The sequence below is a fragment of the Caulobacter sp. BE264 genome (assembly GCF_031457805.1).
Lineage (GTDB): Bacteria > Pseudomonadota > Alphaproteobacteria > Caulobacterales > Caulobacteraceae > Caulobacter.
On sequence record NZ_JAVDXI010000005.1, the window covers coordinates 377,479 to 393,807 of the forward strand.

The following is a 16,329-nucleotide window of genomic DNA, read 5'->3' on the forward strand; positions in this document are numbered from 1 at the left end:
GACCGCCCGTCTCAAAAAATGGGTCACATGAACTTTTTTTAAGGGGGTAAAGTTTTCGCGCCGTAGCAGATTGCCGCCGGCTCACACCAACGGATGCGAATTCCATGAAAAAAGTCTGGTTCGGCGCTGCGGCGTTCGCGGCCCTGTCCCTCTCGGCGTTCGGGGCGCAAGCCCACGAAAAACACGCCTGCATCGATGACGCTTGCGTCATGCAATCGCTGCTGCCCTCCATCGCCGCCGGCGCTTCGGCCGACGTCGCCTCGCTGGAGTCCCCGCGCTTCGGAACCTGGGGCTTTGACCTGTCGGGCATGGACACCACGGTGAAGCCGGGCGAGGACTTCTACAAGTTCGCCAACGGCGCCTGGGACGCGCGCACGCAGATCCCGTCGGACCGCACCCGCTACGGCAATTTCGACAAGCTGGCCGAGCTGTCTGAAGCCCGCACCAAGGCGATCATCGAAGCCGCCGCCGCCAACAAGGCCGCCACGGGCGACACCGCCAAGGTTGGCGCGGCCTATCGCGCGTTCATGGACGAGGCCGGCATCGAGAAGCTGGACGCCAAGCCGATCGCGCCGTACCTCGCCGAGATCCGCAAGGTGAAGACCAAGGACGAGTTCACCACCCTGATGGGCAAGAGCTCGACCACGCCGTTCACCAGCCTCTTGGGCCTGGGCATCTCGACCGACGCCAAGAACCCCAAGGCTTACGCCGTTTACGCCGGCGCCGGCGGCCTGTCGCTGCCCGACCGCGACTACTATCTGGACGCCAAGTTCGCCGACAAGAAGGCCGCCTATCTGGCCTATGTCGAGAAGATGCTGACCATGGCCGGCTGGGAGAAGCCCGCCGAGCACGCCAAGGCCGTCGTCGATTTCGAGACCAAGCTGGCCGAAGTCACCTGGACCCGCGCCGAGCGCCGCGACCGCGACAAGACCTACAACCCCGCCACCCTGGCCGAGCTGCAGGCGATGTCGCCGGGCTATGACTGGAACCGCTATATCGCCGCCTCGGGCCTGCCCAAGGTCGACCGGTTCGTGGTGACCACCAACACCACCTTCCCGAAGTACGCCAAGATCTACGCCGAGACGCCGCTCGACACCCTGAAGGCCTGGCAGGCGTTCAAGGTCACCGATGGCGGCGCCGCGCTGCTGTCCAAGCGCTTCGTCGACGCCAACTTCGAGTTCCGCTCCAAGACCCTGGCGGGCCAGCCTGAACAGCGCCCGCGCTGGAAGCGCGGCGTCGCCGCCGTCAACGGCCTGCTGGGCGAGGCGGTCGGCAAGGACTATGTGGCGGCCTATTTCCCGCCGGAGTCCAAGGCCAAGATGCTGGAGCTGGTGGCCAATGTCCGCGGCGCCATGAAGGTCCGCATCGACAATCTCGACTGGATGAGCGCCGAGACCAAGGTCAAGGCCCAGGACAAGCTGGCCAAGTTCACCGTCAAGATCGGCTATCCCGACGTCTGGGAGGATTACTCCAAGCTCGAGATCAAGGACAACGACGCCTATGGCAACGTCCAGCGCGCCGGCGCCTGGGCCTGGGCCAAGGACGTCGAGCGTCTGTTCAAGCCGGTCGACAAGACCGAGTGGGGCATGACCCCGCAGACGGTCAACGCCTACTACAACTCGGTCAACAACGAGATCGTATTCCCGGCCGCCATCCTGCAGGCGCCGTTCTTCCACCCGGACGCTGACCCGGCCATCAACTATGGCGGCATCGGCGGCGTGATCGGTCACGAGATCGGCCACGGCTTCGACGACCAGGGCCGCAAGTCCGACGGCGACGGCGTGCTGCGCGACTGGTGGACGGCCGAGGACGCGGCCAAGTTCAAGGCCCAGGCCGACCGCCTCGGCGCCCAGTACGGCGCCTTCGAGCCCCTGCCGGGCATGAAGCTGAACGGCCCCCTGACCATGGGTGAGAACATCGGCGACATGGGCGGCCTCGCCTTCGCGCTGGACGCCTATCGCGCCTCGCTGAAGGGCCAGCCCGCCCCGGTGCTGGACGGCTTCACCGGCGACCAGCGCGTCTATCTGGGCTGGGCCCAGGTGTGGCGTGGCAAGCAGCGCGACGAGGCTCTCAAGCAGCAGATCATCGCCGGCCCGCACTCGCCGGGCTACTACCGCGTCAACGGCACCATCCGGAACATGGAAGGCTGGTACAAGGCCTATGACATCAAGCCGGGCGACAAGCTCTATGTCGCGCCGGAAGACCGCGTAAAGATCTGGTAGTCGCCAGAGCCGTCACACGACATCAGGGGCCGGTGAGCGATCACCGGCCCTTTTTGCATCCGCCGCTCAGAACGGCGGCTTGGGATAGATCAGGCCGTCGCTATGGGCCGCCGGACTGCCGGCGGTGACGACGGCGAAGATCGCCGCGCCGACGGGTGAGAACGCCAGGACCCGCGCGAGCGCCAGGGTCCCGACCAGCACGGCGATGGCCCAAAGCCAGGCCGGATGCGGCCGGCCCCGCACGCGCCAGTCGCGCACCATCCCGATCAGCGGCACGATCACCGCCACGCCCGTGGCGATCTCGAACGCATAGGGCTTGAGGAACGGCATCGGCAGGATCCGGCCAAAGCCCGGCCCCATCAGCAGGGTGAACGCCCCGATCTGCAGGCGCGGATGCCAGTCGCGGTTCTTGCGCAGAACGAGCGCCGCCGCGACCAGGCCGACCGCGCCCAGCAGGGTGATGGTGTTGGCCAGGATGAAATGCTGCGGCTGGAAGAAGAACGGCACACGGCCCGTGCGCGCGGCCTCGAGGGTGACGAGTGGCCCCAGCACCACCATGGCCAGCAACCAGATCACCGCCACCGCGCCCAGCGTCCGATGCAGCTTCACCGCGCCGCCGGCCGCCAGCCAGGCCTGGGCGACGAGGATCGCCACCCAGCCCATGAACACCACCGCATGCAGGTGCACGACCAGCGGCGCGCCGAAGCTGGAGCGCCCCATGGCCAGTTGCAGGACAAAGCCTGCGACCAGCACCACGGCCATGGCCGTGATCGTGGTGCGGAAAAACGCCCGGTCGCGCGTCGGCGCCGGGCTTGCCGTCATATCCATGTTCGCCCCCCTGACAGGGGCGCGGCCCAAAGCGCCTGGGCGCCTGACATACCCCCGTTATCCCAACGCCATAGGCCACGAGTTTGTGACGACAGTCCAGAGGCTGCGATGGAGCGCCGCGCAGCCGGGTGTCTGAATCCGGGTACGGATGCGCGGCGCCGGGACGATCCTACCCCCCTGCCAGTTGGGCGGCCGCCAGGGCCAGCAGCGGGATGCCGAGGATCAGGTTGAAGGGGAAGGTCACGCCCAGCGACAGGGTCAGATAGACCCCGGCGTCGGCCTTGGGCAGGGCCATGCCCATCGCCGCCGGGGCGGCGATGTAAGAGGCCGAGGCCGCCAGCACCGCCAGGGCGGCGAGGTCTCCGGCCGGCAGACCGGCCAGCCAGCCCAGGACGAGCGCGACCGAACCGCCCAGGATCGGCAGCACGATCCCCATGGCCAGCAGGCCGAGCTTGAAGCCCCGCGCTGCGGCCAGCTGCTGGCCGGCCCGAACCCCCAGGCCCAGCAGAAACACGCAGAGCACGCCCTGGAACACCGGCCCGGTGAAGGTCGCCAGCTTGGCCCCGCCGGGGTGACCGGTGATCAGGCCGATGAAGAAGCCGCCGATCAGCACCACGCTGGCCGCGTTCAGCAGCACCTCATGGGCCAGCTTGCCGGCCGAGACCCGGTCGGGATCCTTGCCATGCGCGCCGTCGCGGGTGGCGATCGCGGCGATGGCGATGGCGGTCAGCAGGCCTGGCGTCTCCATCAGGGCCAACACCGCCGACATGTAGCCGCCCGCCGCTTGGCCGATCGAGGCGAGATAGCTCTGCGCCGCCGCAAAGGTCACCACCGACACCGATCCATAGTGGGCGGCGGTCGCCGCAGCGGTGATGGTGTTCAGCCCCATGCGCTTGAGAAGAAAATAGGCCGGCAACGGCAGCAGGAAGCTCAGGGTCAGGCCCAGTCCCGCCGCCTTCAGGAATCCGGCGTCCAGCCCGTGGGCGCGCGCCTCGACGCCGCCCTTGAAGCCGATGCAGAGCATCAGGATCAGCGACAGGGTCTTGGCCGCCTCGCTCGGCAGGGCCAGGTCCGAGCGCGCCAGGGCCGCGATCAGGCCCAGGGCGAAGAACAGCACCGCCGGCTGCAGGAGATTGCCGGCCGCCGCCGACACGGTCTGAGTGAGAAGATCCACGAAACGCCCCGTTCAGAAACAGCGCCGCTTGGCGCGGGGGCTCCTCTACGGGAGGACCAGTGATTTCCCTTGTTGATTTCTGATATAGTCATGATGAGGAATGCTCATCATGGAGCCGCCATGCCGCGCCGCACCAATCTGGACCTCGATCTCGTCCGCGCCTTTCTGGTGGTGTGCGAGCAACGCAGTTTCACCCGGGCGGGCGAGCGTCTGGGGCGCTCGCAGTCGGCGGTCAGCCTGCAGGTGCGGCGGCTGGAAGAGCAGCTGGGGCAACCGCTGCTGTCGCGCGATCCGCGCCATGTGGCGCCGACCGAAGAGGGCGCGGCCTTCCTGCCTCAGGCCCGTCGCCTGCTGCGACTGAACGACGAGATTCTGGCCAGTCTCGGCGCCGACGAGATCGAGGGCGAGGTGCGGCTGGGCGCGCCGGAAGACTTCGCCACTCAGCATCTGCCCTCTGTGCTGGGCAGCTTCGCCCGCAGCCATCCGCGCATCGCGCTCACCGTGACCTGCGACCTGACCCTGAACCTGCTGGATCGCCTGAGCGAGGGCGCGCTGGACCTGGCGCTGGTCAAGCGCGAGCCGCTGGGGCCGGATCTGGGCGTGCGGGTCTGGCGCGAGCCGCTGGTCTGGGTGGCGCTGGATCCCGACCTCGCGCGACGCGACGGCCCGATCCCCCTGGTGGCCGCCCCGGCCCCTTGCGTCTATCGCAAGCGCGCGGTCGCGGCGCTGGAGGCGTCGGGACGCGCCTGGCGGGCGACCTACACCAGCCCCTCATTGGCCGGACAGCTGGCGGCGCTGCGCGGGGGTCTGGGCCTCAGCGTCCTGCCGCGCGAGATGGCCCCCGACGACCTGACCATCCTCTCGGACGGCCTGCCGCGTCTGGAAGACGCCGAGATCGCATTGCTGAAGGCCCGCGGCGCGCCGCCGCCCGCCGCCGAGCGCCTGGCCGACCACATCCTGTCGGCCCTGGACCGCCAACGCACGCAGGCCGCCGGGGCGCCGACCAAGGCGCGGGCGATGTAGACGCGGAGAGACAATTTGGCCTTTTTGACTCTTTCGTCAAATTTTTGAGGTGGAGCCCAGATACACCAAACCCGCCGCGGGGGATAATCGCGACGGGCTGGCTATTTTCTCGATCATTCGATCTAGGCGGGCGTTTCCTCCCCGAAACGCCGAAGAACGGGAGCTCTCTGGTGGGCTCGTTTCGTCCTTGCAGTGTGTAGAAACGTCAAATTCGTGACGGTGTCAACGCAGCGACCGCCTTTTTCTCAACGGGTTCGCCGAAATTTTGACATTCGGGATGTTGTTTGGACGCTCGGGTCGAATTTACGTCGGAAAACGCGGTTATTTTTTGACGATGGTGTCAAATCTTACTTTTCAACGCCTCCGCGAACCGGTCCAGCACCGCTGAGCGCGACTCGAAGACGTAGTCCGGACGCGAGACGGTGACCGGCTCGACCCCGGCTTCGGCGAGCGCCGCAGCCGCGTCGAACAGGTCTGCGGTGGCCAGGAGGGCGCCGTTGGCGCGGCGCGAGCCGCCCCTTGCGATGAAGGCGGCCACGGCGTCCTGGGCGGCGCGGTCCTGCTCGGCCGGCCAGACCAGGGTGGCCAGCTTGCCCGCTCGGCCCTTGGCCTCGACCACCGAGAGCAGGCGGCGCAGGGCGTCCAGCTGCTCGCCGTTCCAGCCGGCGCTCAGGGAGGCGGTCAGCTGGGCCTGGCTCTTCAGGATCACCCCGTCGGACAGGATCTTCAGCCCGTTGGCGGCCAGGGTCGCGCCCGTGGTGGTGATGTCCACCACCAGCTCGGCGGCGCCGGCGGCCGGGGCCCCCTCGGTGGCGCCGCTGCTCTCGACGATGCGATAGTCGGCCACGCCGTGACGGGCGAAGAAGGCGCGGGTCTGGGTCACGTACTTGGTCGCCACCCGCAGGCGCCGGCCGGTCTTGGCCAGATGCGCGTGACCCACCTCGTCGACATCGGCCATGGTGTCGACGTCGAGCCAGTTCTTGGGCGCGGTGACCACCAGGTCGGCGCGGCCAAAGCCCAGGGCCCGCAGCAGCATGACCCGGCTGTCCATGTCGTCGCCGCGCTCGCGCAGCAGGTCTTCGCCGGTGACGCCCAGGTGCAGGTCGCCCGAGTCGAGCCCGGCGGCGATGTCGCCGGCCGAGAGCAGACGCACCGACACGCCCGGCAGGCCCGACAGCTCGGCCGAATAGCCGCGCGCGCCGCCGGTCATCTCCAGCTTGAAGCCGCAGTCGGCCAGCCAGGCCTCGACCTGGTCCTTGAGGCGCCCCTTGGAGGGGATGGCGAAGATCATTGGAGCGGAGCTCATTCGCCGCCTCCCGCATAGGCCCGCGCGGGGCGGATCATGAAGCCGACCGCGCCGGTGTCGGTCGCAACGCCCAGCTTGGCCGGCAAGCCGTCATAGCGGCCGCCGGCGGCCACCGGGCGCTCGTCGCCCAGCGCGGCCGAGCGGATCTCGAACAGGTAGCCGTCATAGTAGCCGAACGCCCGGCCGAAGGCGGCGGCCAGCGTCGCGCGCTCCAGGGCCACGCCGCGCTCCCCCATGCCGGCCAGGCGCGCGCGCCAGCCGTCGATCGCCGCGTTCAGCGCGCCCGCCTTGGGCCCCGCCAGGGCCGCGATGGCCGAGAGGGCCGCGTCCGGACGGTCCGAGACCGCCAGGAACGCGCGGACCTTGGCGGCGGGCTCGGGATCCAGGCGCCCGGCCTTGGCGGCGTCGGCCTTTTCGACGAGGCGGCGGGCGATCTCGGCGGGACGGCGACCGCCGACGGGCTCGATGCCGGCCAGCGACCACAGCTCCTGCAGCACCGAAGCGGCTTCGGCCTCCGGCAGACCCGCGAGCAGCGCCGCAATGCGGCTCTTGTTCTCGTCCAGCGCCAGTCCGCGCTCAGACGAGCCGTCGAGCTCGGCCTTCAGCTGGCGCGGCTTGGCGAACGACCGCTTGAGGCGCGCGGCCAGCGGCGGGGCCAGGCCCAGGCTGTCGACGAAAGCCGAAAACAGGGAGACATCGCCCAGCACCAGCGACAGGTCCTCGCGTCCGCCCGCCGTGGCCGAGGCCCAGGCGAGAGCCGCCATCTCGGCGTCGGCGGCGACGCGGTCGCCCCCCTCGAAGGCCTCGACGCCCAGCTGCAGGAACTCTTCGGCGCGGTCGGAGCCGCGCGGCGCCACGCGGAAGGCCTTGCCCTCATAGCGGCGACGCCCCGCCCCGCCCCCGCCCTCGAAGTGCTGGCGGGCCACGGCGACGGTGAAGTCGGGACGCAGGCACGCCTCCTCGCCCGCCTCGCCCGACACCACAAACAGCCGCGAGCGCATGGCCTCGCCGGCCAAGTCGAGCAGCAGGCCCAGCGGTTGCAGCACCGGGGCGTCGGTCAGCACCGCGCCGGCGTCCAGCAAGGGGCTACGGATAGCGTCCAGCGCGTCGGCTGGAATGGAACGCTCGAGCCTCATCCTCAGCCCCCCATGGAGTTCGAGATGATCTTGCGGACGGCGGCGACGAGCTCGCCGCGCGGGATCGTCTGCTGGCCCGGACGCTCAGCCTTCCAGGCGGCGTTGTCGGCCACGCCCGAGGCGAGCTCGCGGCCCAGGTCGAGGTCCTTGATCGTCACCGTGCCGGCCGCGATCTCGTCGCCGCCCAGCATGATGGCCGCCGGCGACAGGCGACGGTCGGCGTATTTCATCTGCGGCCGCATGCCCGAGGTCCCCAGATACACCTCGGCCGGAATACCCGCCGCGCGCAGCTCGCCCACCACCTTGAAGTACTCGGGCATGTGCGCGTCGTCGAAGGCGATGACCACCACCGGCCCGCGCGCCTGCCCGCCCGGCTCGCGCCCCGCCGCCCGCAGCGCCGCCGCCAGGCGCGACACGCCGAACGAGAAGCCCGTCGCCGGGGTCACAGTACCGGTGAACCGCGCCACCAGATCGTCATAGCGCCCGCCGCCGCCGATCGAGCCGAAGGTGACCTTGTTCCCCTTCTCGTCGGTGGTGCTGAGCAGCAGCTCGGCCTCGAACACCGCGCCGGTGTAGTATTCCAGCCCTCGCACGATCGACGGATCGATGAAGGCCTGGTCGTCGGCGATGCCAAGGCTGGTCAGGGCCGCGTCGATCCGCGACAACTCCAGAAGGCCCTCGTCGCCCTCGGCCGAGCCGGCCACCACGCGGGCGATATTGTCCAGCGTCGCCGCGCGGCCGCCTTTCGAGCCGGCCTGGACGAAGTCCAGCACCTGGTCGACCGCCTTGCCCTTCAGCCCTGCGCCCTTGGTGAAGTCGCCGCTCTCGTCCAGGCGCCCTTCGCCCAAGAGCAGGCGCACGCCGTCGACACCCAGGCGGTCCAGCTTGTCGACCGCGCGCAGTACGGCCAGCTTCTGGCCGGCGCTGTCGGCCCCGGCGGCGGTCAGCAGGCCGTTCAGGAGCTTGCGATTGTTGATCTTCAGCACCGCCGTCCCGCGCGGCAGGCCTGCGGCCTCCAGCCCCTCGACGGCCATGGCGATGATCTCGGCGTCGGCCTCCGGACGGGCCGAGCCCACCGTGTCGGCGTCGCACTGGATGAACTGGCGGAAGCGCCCCGGCCCCGGCTTCTCGTTGCGCCACACCGGCCCGTAGGCGTAGCGGCGGAAGGGCTTGGGCAGGGTCTCCCAAGTCTGCGCGGCGAAGCGAGCCAGCGGCGCGGTCAGGTCATAGCGCAGCGCCATCCACTGATCATCGTCGTCCTGCAGCGCAAAGACGCCCTCATTGGGCCGGTCGCTGTCGGGCAGGAACTTGCCCAGCGCGTCGGCATATTCGAACGCCCCGGTGTCCAGCGCCTCGAAGCCGTAGCGCTCATAGACCGCCGACACCGCCTCCAGGATCGCCCGCTCGGCCCGCAGGTCGCGCGCGCGCTTGTCAGCGAAGCCGCGGGGGGCGCGGGCCTCGGGGCGGAAGTCGGTGTTGGTGTCGGAAGTGTCGGTGGTCATGCGTCGGTCCTAAGTCTTCTAGGCTTCGACGGATGGCGCTTGCACTTAAGCCCCATCCGCTAGGCGGGGCTCTGGCTGGGTACGCTCGGCTTTAGAGCGCGCGGACCCGGCCGATCCCGCGAGGCGAGGTCGGATGGTGGTGGTGGCCGTGATGGTGCGGCGTGCGGGTCATTGCGGGGGCGGTGTAGCGGATGGCGGCGGAGAGGGGAAGGCTTTACTCTCGGCCTTGCATTTATCCGCCACCCCATAAGGCAATTTCGCCAGCGGGTACCAAAAGGGAAATCAATTGATCCCGTATGCTTTTCAAAGCCCCTTTACTTCTTCCAGCCTTAGCTCCCCACAATTCTGCATGTGAGGAATTGTGGGGCTCAGCGCGGTCGACAACGCACATGCTACGATGGCCGTCATCCGCAAATAGCTTGCGCAATTCTTCTGCAGACCAGTGAAACTGGAAAGCTTCAGCGCGTTGAAGCTTATTCGCCGCTAAACCCATAGCTTCTCTTTGAAGCTGCTCGCCAGTCGTATGACTCTTACGGAATACAGAGCAACCGCGCAGCGGAGGCTCACCGTCGACCTGCCGCTGTAGCTCAGCGCTAGGAATCGCTGAATTCTTTAGCCGACCCGTTTCGTCGATCATCTCTGGGAGAAACGCTAGGCGCACTAGCGTCTCCCCATCATCAACTGGCCCAGGCGAAGGATTCTCGCTCTGCGATGTTTTTTCGCACTGGCACGACATCAGGGAAGTGATTGAGCAGCCATTGGAGGGACAATGGAAGCCGATTCGCCGTTACAGGTATATCCCCAAACTCTCGCTTCTCTGGTAAGGTCTTTGTCTTACCAAAGAAACTAAAGTGGTGGTCGCCGCAAAAGCCGATCTCAAGGTAAGCGGCGTCAGATCTCCATACAAAGTTGATCTCCCCATCGCCGGAGGGCTCGATAGCCGGCATGGCGAGGTCGATCGGCAGGTTCGCCAGGAAGGCTTTAGCCTGATGCACAGCCTCTTCGCTGGGAGCATGTCCGGAATAGCCGTCCCACCCAGGCCTCAGCTTTAAAAGAGAGTCGAGCTGATCATAGGCTTGGAAGTTGCGCTCAAACGACGTGGCGGCAGCCACCCGAATGAGAACTTCGGCTACCTCTGGACGTCGATTGCGGAGATTCTGCTCCATCACTACGACCATGTGGCTTGCACCTCCTCCGACGTCAAGGCTAGCAGGCGTGCTCGCATATAGGCGTGGGCCTCTTCACACCTTTCGTAAAATTCCGGCCAAGAAGAGCAGCTTCCGCGGGCGTTTATTACCAAGCGTAGGGCAGGCTGAGCAACCGACCTCTCGGTGTGGGACCGAACCCCAACGAAGTGAGCCTGAATATTTGTAGTAAAACTGGTTACACGCTCAAACCAGTTGACTGCCATCCCACCCTTCATAACATCATCCGTGAAGTTAAGCCACGGAACCATCTCTCGAAATTTGCGGCTCGTCCCATCTTCACGCTTAGCAAACAAATGATTTACATATACCACATCAAATATATCGGGCTCGGGAACCGAGCGGCCTCTCGAATTATTAAAATTATTAATAGCATCTACAGCTAGTTGAATATCCGCTAGAAGACCATCAAATCCGGGATAGCCCTGACTCGGCGCGGGACTTGAGTCCGTGCGTCGCCAATTTCTACCGATGAAATCATCCTGGATTTGCAGAAGATTTCGGCTATCTTCGGTAGTAAACCACCAGCGCGCCGGCAGAGCACCAGAATATTCTTGAACGCTATCCTGTTCGTCGTTTCCGACAGAAAGTTCAAACAAATTAAGAGAAGGTATTGGCGGCTGCCTTTCAGCGCGCGGAAACTGCTTTTCAAATAGCTTGTGAACATCGGCCACCTCGTAGTGGTCGTAGAGCGTTGCCTGCTGCAGGGACGCGCCAACGGCGGCTTCCCACACCGGCGGATTCCTGTACTCCCAGGTCCCCAATTTTCAGCTCCGAATCTACCAAACAAGCTCCTAAACCGATTGTCGTTAACGAGCTACCCCATCGAAGCCCATGCCTGTCTGGGTAAGGGTTCGTAATCACTGGTCCGCAGCCCTCTTATATCCCCCGGCGAAACGACCGCCGGGCGGGCCGAGTTGCTCTAGGACGGCGCTTCGCGCCGCCGCCCAGCCCCCCTCTCCCATGGGGAGAGGGTCGGGGTGAGGGGGGTACGGCGCCGGAAGGGCGGCAGGGCGGCAGACCACCTAACCCCTCTCCCGACCCCGGCTTTCGCCGGGGCCACCCTCTCCCGCTGGGAGAGGGAACCGGTCTGACGGGAAGGGGCGGACCAGCAGAACGTCCCCTCCGTCCGCGTCTCCCCTACCCCGCCGCCGTCGGCGTGCGGCGCCAGGCCCACAGGAACAGGGCGGCCAGGGTCAGGTCGATGCTGGCGAACACCAGGGTCGGGGCGATGACGCGGCCCTGGGTCCACAGCCACCAGACCGGAACCCCGAAGGCCAGCTTCTCCAGCACGCCGGCCAGCATCAGCGGCCGGTAGCGCACCGGGTCGCTGGCGATGACCAGGAACATCACCTGGGCGGCCAGGGCGGTGCCGATGAAGCCGTAGAAGTGCTCGGGATGGGCCAGCAGCGGGGCCGGGGCCGCGACCTTGGCCTCCAGAAAATAGAGCGGCGTCAGGGCGATCAGCCCATAGATCGCCGCGATCCTGAAAATCCAGCGCGCCATGTCGGTTCGGCCCCTCCCGCCGTCTCTCTCTGTTGGGTCGGCAGGTTAGCGGCAAACGGCGCAGGGGCCAGGGGGGCCGCGCGCCTCAGCCGTCGAGGCGCGGGCTCCGCCGCACCGGGAACAGCGCCCGCAGCGCCGGGTCGCGCAGCCACAGGCCGCCCCACAGGAAGACACCCAGATACAGGCTAAACAGCGTGTGGCTGAACAGCGGGCTGCCGGCGCGGATCTGGGTCGCCATCGCCCCGCCCAGAAGGCCGGTGAACAGCACCGCGCCCAAGAGGCGCGTGGGCGGAACGAGGTAGAGCACGAGGCACGAAAGCTCGATCAGCCCGATCATCAGCGTATGGCGCGGGTCCCAGCCCAGGGCCTGCAGGGTGTTGGTCGCCGCCGGGTGATGCAGCAGCTTGGGCGCGATCGACGCCCCGGCGATGAACAGGGAAAAGGCGCTCGTCAGCATCCAGCCGGCCCAGGGGATGATCTTGTCGCGCATGCGGTGGGTCTCTCCGTTTTGGCCAAGGACGGACGACGCGGGCGAAAGCCGACAGGGGGCGCGCTCAAAAATCCCCCCCCAGCGGGGGAGGTGTCGGCTCGAAGAGACGACGGAGGGGGGAGAGGCGGGGTCGGCAGGACTTCCCCCTCCGTCCGCTGCGCGGACACCTCCCCCGCTGGGGGGAGGATTTTACGGGGATTGGCGGGCTTGAACGCTCGGAATTGGCGGAACCGAAGCCAGCAAAATCAACCACTTCTAACTTTTACGCGCCAACTTATCCCCGGCGTCAAAACTCGCTCCATACTCAATGCATCCCCGTCGCGGGGGAGGGCGTTTGGATCCGGCCCAATACGGCGGCGGGGCTAGGTTGAGCGGGGCCGCGTTCGGCGCCCGGGAGGCTTTGTCTGGTCGTGCGGCTTACTCTTTAGGAGCGCGCACGAGGGGCCGGGCCGCTTGGGATCACGTCGGAGGCGGAGCGACAGGGCGGTGATCGTACAAGCCGCCTATCGTGGATCGTCGGGCTGGACACGGATGTAGCCGCTCCAGTTGGTCCGCGCCCGTCCGGGGGCTCCTGGGGTCCCGAGCTGAAAGACGCTCACGCCCCCCATCCTCACGGGCAAGAACAACCTGGCGGAGCGGAAGCGCGAGCCGAAACGCAAAACACATTCACGGTCTCCGGGTTCGCCCGGCCGCTCCGTCGCCTCCCCAACACCTTCAGCGGTCACGCCGCGTGAAGCGGCGGACGCACGCCCCAAATCCTCCCCCCAGCGGGGGAGGTGTCGGCTCGAAGAGACGACGGAGGGGGAAGAGGCCGGGTCAGCAGCACTTCCCCCCTCCCTCCGCTGCACGGACACCTCCCCCACTGGGGGGCGGATTGTTCACCCCGCCCTTCCCCATCGGAGGAAGGGCGATGTTCAGGAGACACCCAACCATGCCCCAGTCAGCCCCACCCCGATCCCGCATCCGCGCCTTGCACGACCGCGTGCTCGGCAAGGGCCGGCGGCGACCGCGTCATGTACGTAGCAGCGACGCGATCTGGTTGGAGTTGATCGCCAGGACCCTGGCCATGCTGGACGTCGCCGAGCGCGAGATGCGCGCTGCGGCGCGGGACTATCCGCCTCAGGTGCTGGCCGAGTACCTGGCCGGGGCGGCCGAAACGCGGCGCGAGCTGGAAAGCCAGCGCCGCGATATTCTGGACGGGATGGCCAGTTAGCCCCTACTCCGCCGCCACCATCGCGGCGTCGGCCTTGGCCTCGACCCGGACGGCGCCGCCCATGGGCTTCAAGTCGAGGTCCTGGAACAGGGCGCTGTCCTCGTCCTGGCCGGGCAGCGGGGTGGTCAGCAGCTTGCCGCCGACGAAGATCGAGTTGGCGCCGGCCATGAAGCACAGGGCCTGCAGCTCGCGACTCATGCCCTCGCGGCCGGCCGACAGGCGGACCATGGATTTGGGGCAGACGATGCGGGCGACCGCGATGGTGCGGACGAACTCGATGGCGTCGATGGCCTTGCCTTCCGACAGGACCTTGTCGCCCAGCGGCGTGCCGCTGACCGGAACGAGGCCGTTGATCGGCAGGCTGTCGGGGTGGGCCGGCAGGGTGGCCAGCTGGTGCAGCAGGCCCGCGCGGTCGCGGCGCTGCTCGCCCATGCCGACGATGCCGCCGCAGCAGGTGCTCATGCCGGCGTCGCGCACATGGGCCAGGGTGTCGAGGCGCTCCTGATAGGTGCGCGTGGTCACCACGTCCTTGTAGTAGTCGGGGCCGGTGTCGAGGTTGTGGTTGTAGTAGTCGAGGCCGGCGGCCTTCAGGGCTTTGGCCTGATCGGCGGTCAGCATGCCCAGCGTGGCGCAGGTCTCCAGGCCTAGGGCCTTCACCTCGCCGATCATCTCGGTCAGCTTGGGCAGATCGCGGTCCTTCAGCTCGCGCCAGGCCGCGCCCATGCAGAAGCGCTGGGCGCCGCCGTCGCGGGCCGCGCGAGCCTTGGCCACCACGTCGTCGGCGGCCATCAGCTTCTCGGCCTTCAGCCCCGTCTTGAAGTGGGCCGACTGGCTGCAATAGCCGCAGTTCTCGGCGCAGCCGCCGGTCTTGACCGACAAGAGCTGCGACAGCTGGATCTCGGAGGGATCGAAGTGCGCCCGGTGAACGTTGGCCGCCTGGAACATCAGCTCCATGAACGGCAGGGCGAACAGGGCCTCGACCTCAGCAAGCGTCCAGTCGTGGCGGGGGGAAGCATTGATCTGACTCATGGCCGCGACGTTTGGACCGACACATGACGGTTGGCAAGAGTTCCGCTAGAGCAGTAGGCGACGGGTCGGGGAGACGCGCTTTTCATGGATCGCGAGATCGAGCTGAAGTTCCTGATCCCGCCCGAGGCGGCCGAGGCGATCCTGGGCGCGCTGGACGGCGAGGGCGCGGTGCGCCAGCTCGACGCCACCTATTACGACACCGCCGACCATGCGCTGCGCCGGGCGGGCTTTGGCCTGCGGGTGCGCGACGGCGAGGGCGGCCGCAAGCAGACTCTGAAATCGGCCTCGGCCGGCGGGGTGTTCTCGCGCGGCGAATGGGAAGAAAAGATCGCCGGGCCCGCGCCCGATCGCGACGCTCTGGCCCGCACGCCGGTGGGGGAGATGCTGGCCGAGGCGGCGCTCTCGCCGGTGTTCACCACGCGGGTCGAGCGGGTGATCCGCATGGTCCGTAACGGCGAGACGCTGATCGAGGTGGCGCTGGATCGCGGCCAGCTCAGCGCCGGCGAGCGCCACGCGACGGTGTGCGAGCTCGAGCTCGAACTGAAGTCGGGCGAGCCTGCGGCGCTGTTCGACCTGGCCCGCGCCCTGGCCCGCCACGCGCCGCTGCGCCTGTCGCTGGTCAGCAAGGCCGAGCGCGGCTACGGCCTGGCGGCCGGCGAGGCGGCGGCGGTGCGCCGGCCGCCGCTGGCGCTGTCGCCGGACGCGAGCGTCGGCGAAGCCTTGCAGGCGATCGGCCAGGCGGGCCTCGCCCACCTCTGCGCCGCACTCGAGGCCCTGCGTGAGCGGCCCGAGCCGGAAAACGTCCACCAGGCCCGCATCGCCGCGCGCCGGCTGCGGGCCTTGCTGAAGATCTTCAAGCCCCTGTCGCGCGACCCCGCCGCCCGGGCGCTCAACGCCGAACTCGGCGAGCTGGCCGGCGAACTGGACACGGCTCGCGATCTCGACGTCTTCGTCGGCGAGGTCTGGGAGGCGACGACGGCGACCTTCGAGGGCCGAGACGCCTTCGACCGGGGCCTCAAGGCCGCCCGCGCCAACGCCTACCTGCGCATGGAGGCCGCCCTCGAAAGCCCCCGCGCGCGCGATGTGTTGCTGGAAGCCGCCGCCTGGCTCGAAGCCGGCGCCTGGACAAGCGATCCCGCCCTCGCCGCGCTTCGCGAACGCCCCGCAGCCGCCTTCGCGGCAAGCCGGCTCGATCGCCTGCGCCGCCGCGTGAAGAAGGCCGCCAAGCGCTTCGACGACCTCGACGCCCATGAGCGCCACCGGCTCCGCCTGAAGGGGAAGACTCTCCGCTACGCCGTCGAGGACCTTGCGGCGCTGTTCCCCGACCATCCGCGCCGCGCCGAACGCTTCCTCGCCGCCGCCAAGCGGGTGCAGGACACGCTGGGCGCGCTTAACGACCGCTCGGTCCGTCAAAGCGTCGTGGACGCCGCCGCCCATGGCGACATCGCTCTCGCACACGATGCGGCGAGCGTTGTCCTGCAAGGCGATGAGATGAAGCCGCTACGCAGGGCTCACGAGGCGCTCGAAGACCTGGTCGAAGCAGAGACCTTCTGGTGAAGGCCAGAGAACGCAAAAAAGCCGCCTAACGGCGGCTTCTTTACAATCAGACCTTGGGTGCGGGGACAGGATTTGAACCTGTGACCTTCAGGTTATGAGCCTGACGAGCTACCGGGCTGCTCCACCCCGCGTCAGGGT

Annotated in this window: 14 protein-coding genes, 1 tRNA gene and 2 pseudogenes; 6 read left to right on the forward strand and 11 right to left on the reverse strand. The window is 67.8% G+C overall.

Translation table 11 applies throughout. The features are described from left to right. Window positions 1-104 precede the first annotated feature (104 nt). Entirely contained in the window at window positions 105-2,222 is a 2,118-nt protein-coding gene (locus J2X45_RS14705) for a M13 family metallopeptidase (RefSeq protein ID WP_310216001.1), read from the forward strand. A 66-nt stretch (window positions 2,223-2,288) separates the two neighbouring features. Here J2X45_RS14705 and J2X45_RS14710 read toward each other — a convergent pair whose 3' ends face one another. Beyond that, entirely contained in the window at window positions 2,289-3,050 is a 762-nt protein-coding gene (locus tag J2X45_RS14710; RefSeq protein WP_310216002.1) for a hypothetical protein, read from the reverse strand. 169 nt (window positions 3,051-3,219) lie between these two features. Further along, a complete protein-coding gene (locus J2X45_RS14715) occupies window positions 3,220-4,224 on the reverse strand; it encodes a sodium-dependent bicarbonate transport family permease (protein ID WP_310216005.1) in 1,005 nt (334 codons plus the stop codon). Between the two features lie 120 nt (window positions 4,225-4,344). On the opposite strand from J2X45_RS14715, the gene J2X45_RS14720 reads away from it, so the two are divergent. Further along, a complete protein-coding gene (locus J2X45_RS14720) occupies window positions 4,345-5,247 on the forward strand; it encodes a LysR substrate-binding domain-containing protein (RefSeq protein ID WP_310216007.1) in 903 nt (300 codons plus the stop codon). Window positions 5,248-5,587: 340 nt separating this feature from the next. Here J2X45_RS14720 and hisG read toward each other — a convergent pair whose 3' ends face one another. The 5 genes from hisG to J2X45_RS14745 form a co-directional block, all read right to left on the reverse strand. Next, on the reverse strand, window positions 5,588-6,553 hold the full coding sequence (gene hisG / locus J2X45_RS14725) for an ATP phosphoribosyltransferase (RefSeq protein WP_310216010.1): 966 nt from the start codon (window positions 6,551-6,553) through the stop codon (window positions 5,588-5,590). Beyond that, window positions 6,550-7,689, reverse strand: a complete 1,140-nt coding sequence (locus J2X45_RS14730; RefSeq protein WP_310216013.1) for an ATP phosphoribosyltransferase regulatory subunit — start codon at window positions 7,687-7,689, stop codon at window positions 6,550-6,552. The genes hisG and J2X45_RS14730 overlap by 4 nt, the downstream gene beginning before the upstream one ends. 2 nt (window positions 7,690-7,691) lie before the next feature. Continuing rightward, on the reverse strand, window positions 7,692-9,191 hold the full coding sequence (hisS, locus tag J2X45_RS14735; protein ID WP_310216016.1) for a histidine--tRNA ligase: 1,500 nt from the start codon (window positions 9,189-9,191) through the stop codon (window positions 7,692-7,694). A 677-nt stretch (window positions 9,192-9,868) separates the two neighbouring features. Beyond that, window positions 9,869-10,369, reverse strand: a complete 501-nt coding sequence (locus J2X45_RS14740) for a hypothetical protein (protein WP_310216018.1) — start codon at window positions 10,367-10,369, stop codon at window positions 9,869-9,871. Beyond that, on the reverse strand, window positions 10,360-11,130 hold the full coding sequence (locus J2X45_RS14745) for a TIGR04255 family protein (RefSeq protein ID WP_310216020.1): 771 nt from the start codon (window positions 11,128-11,130) through the stop codon (window positions 10,360-10,362). The genes J2X45_RS14740 and J2X45_RS14745 overlap by 10 nt, the downstream gene beginning before the upstream one ends. 125 nt (window positions 11,131-11,255) lie before the next feature. On the opposite strand from J2X45_RS14745, the pseudogene J2X45_RS14750 reads away from it, so the two are divergent. Beyond that, window positions 11,256-11,345, forward strand: a pseudogene (locus J2X45_RS14750) (hypothetical protein); the annotation flags it as partial. Between the two features lie 191 nt (window positions 11,346-11,536). On the opposite strand, the gene J2X45_RS14755 reads toward J2X45_RS14750, so the two are convergent. Together J2X45_RS14755 and J2X45_RS14760 are read right to left on the reverse strand one after the other, a co-directional pair. Continuing rightward, complete coding sequence (locus J2X45_RS14755) at window positions 11,537-11,902, reverse strand: hypothetical protein (protein WP_310216022.1); 366 nt, start codon at window positions 11,900-11,902, stop codon at window positions 11,537-11,539. An 85-nt stretch (window positions 11,903-11,987) separates the two neighbouring features. Beyond that, entirely contained in the window at window positions 11,988-12,392 is a 405-nt protein-coding gene (locus J2X45_RS14760) for a DoxX family protein (RefSeq protein ID WP_404980072.1), read from the reverse strand. Window positions 12,393-12,482: 90 nt separating this feature from the next. Here J2X45_RS14760 and J2X45_RS20355 point away from each other — a divergent pair. After that, window positions 12,483-12,777: pseudogene (locus tag J2X45_RS20355) on the forward strand (hypothetical protein); the annotation flags it as partial. 546 nt (window positions 12,778-13,323) lie between these two features. Then, window positions 13,324-13,605 carry a hypothetical protein gene (locus J2X45_RS14770; RefSeq protein WP_310216025.1) on the forward strand — a complete coding sequence of 94 codons (282 nt, stop codon included), beginning with the start codon at window positions 13,324-13,326 and terminating at the stop codon, window positions 13,603-13,605. Between the two features lie 3 nt (window positions 13,606-13,608). On the opposite strand, the gene bioB is transcribed toward J2X45_RS14770, so the two are convergent. Further along, window positions 13,609-14,634, reverse strand: coding sequence for a biotin synthase BioB (gene bioB / locus J2X45_RS14775; protein WP_310216027.1), 1,026 nt, complete (start codon window positions 14,632-14,634; stop codon window positions 13,609-13,611). Window positions 14,635-14,718: 84 nt separating this feature from the next. On the opposite strand from bioB, the gene J2X45_RS14780 reads away from it, so the two are divergent. Continuing rightward, the gene (locus J2X45_RS14780) at window positions 14,719-16,191 is read left to right on the forward strand and encodes an inorganic triphosphatase (RefSeq protein ID WP_310216030.1); all 1,473 of its coding nucleotides are present in this window, start codon (window positions 14,719-14,721) and stop codon (window positions 16,189-16,191) included. A 54-nt stretch (window positions 16,192-16,245) separates the two neighbouring features. Here the strand turns inward: J2X45_RS14780 and J2X45_RS14785 are convergent. After that, window positions 16,246-16,322: transfer RNA gene (locus J2X45_RS14785), tRNA-Met, on the reverse strand. Window positions 16,323-16,329 lie beyond the last annotated feature (7 nt).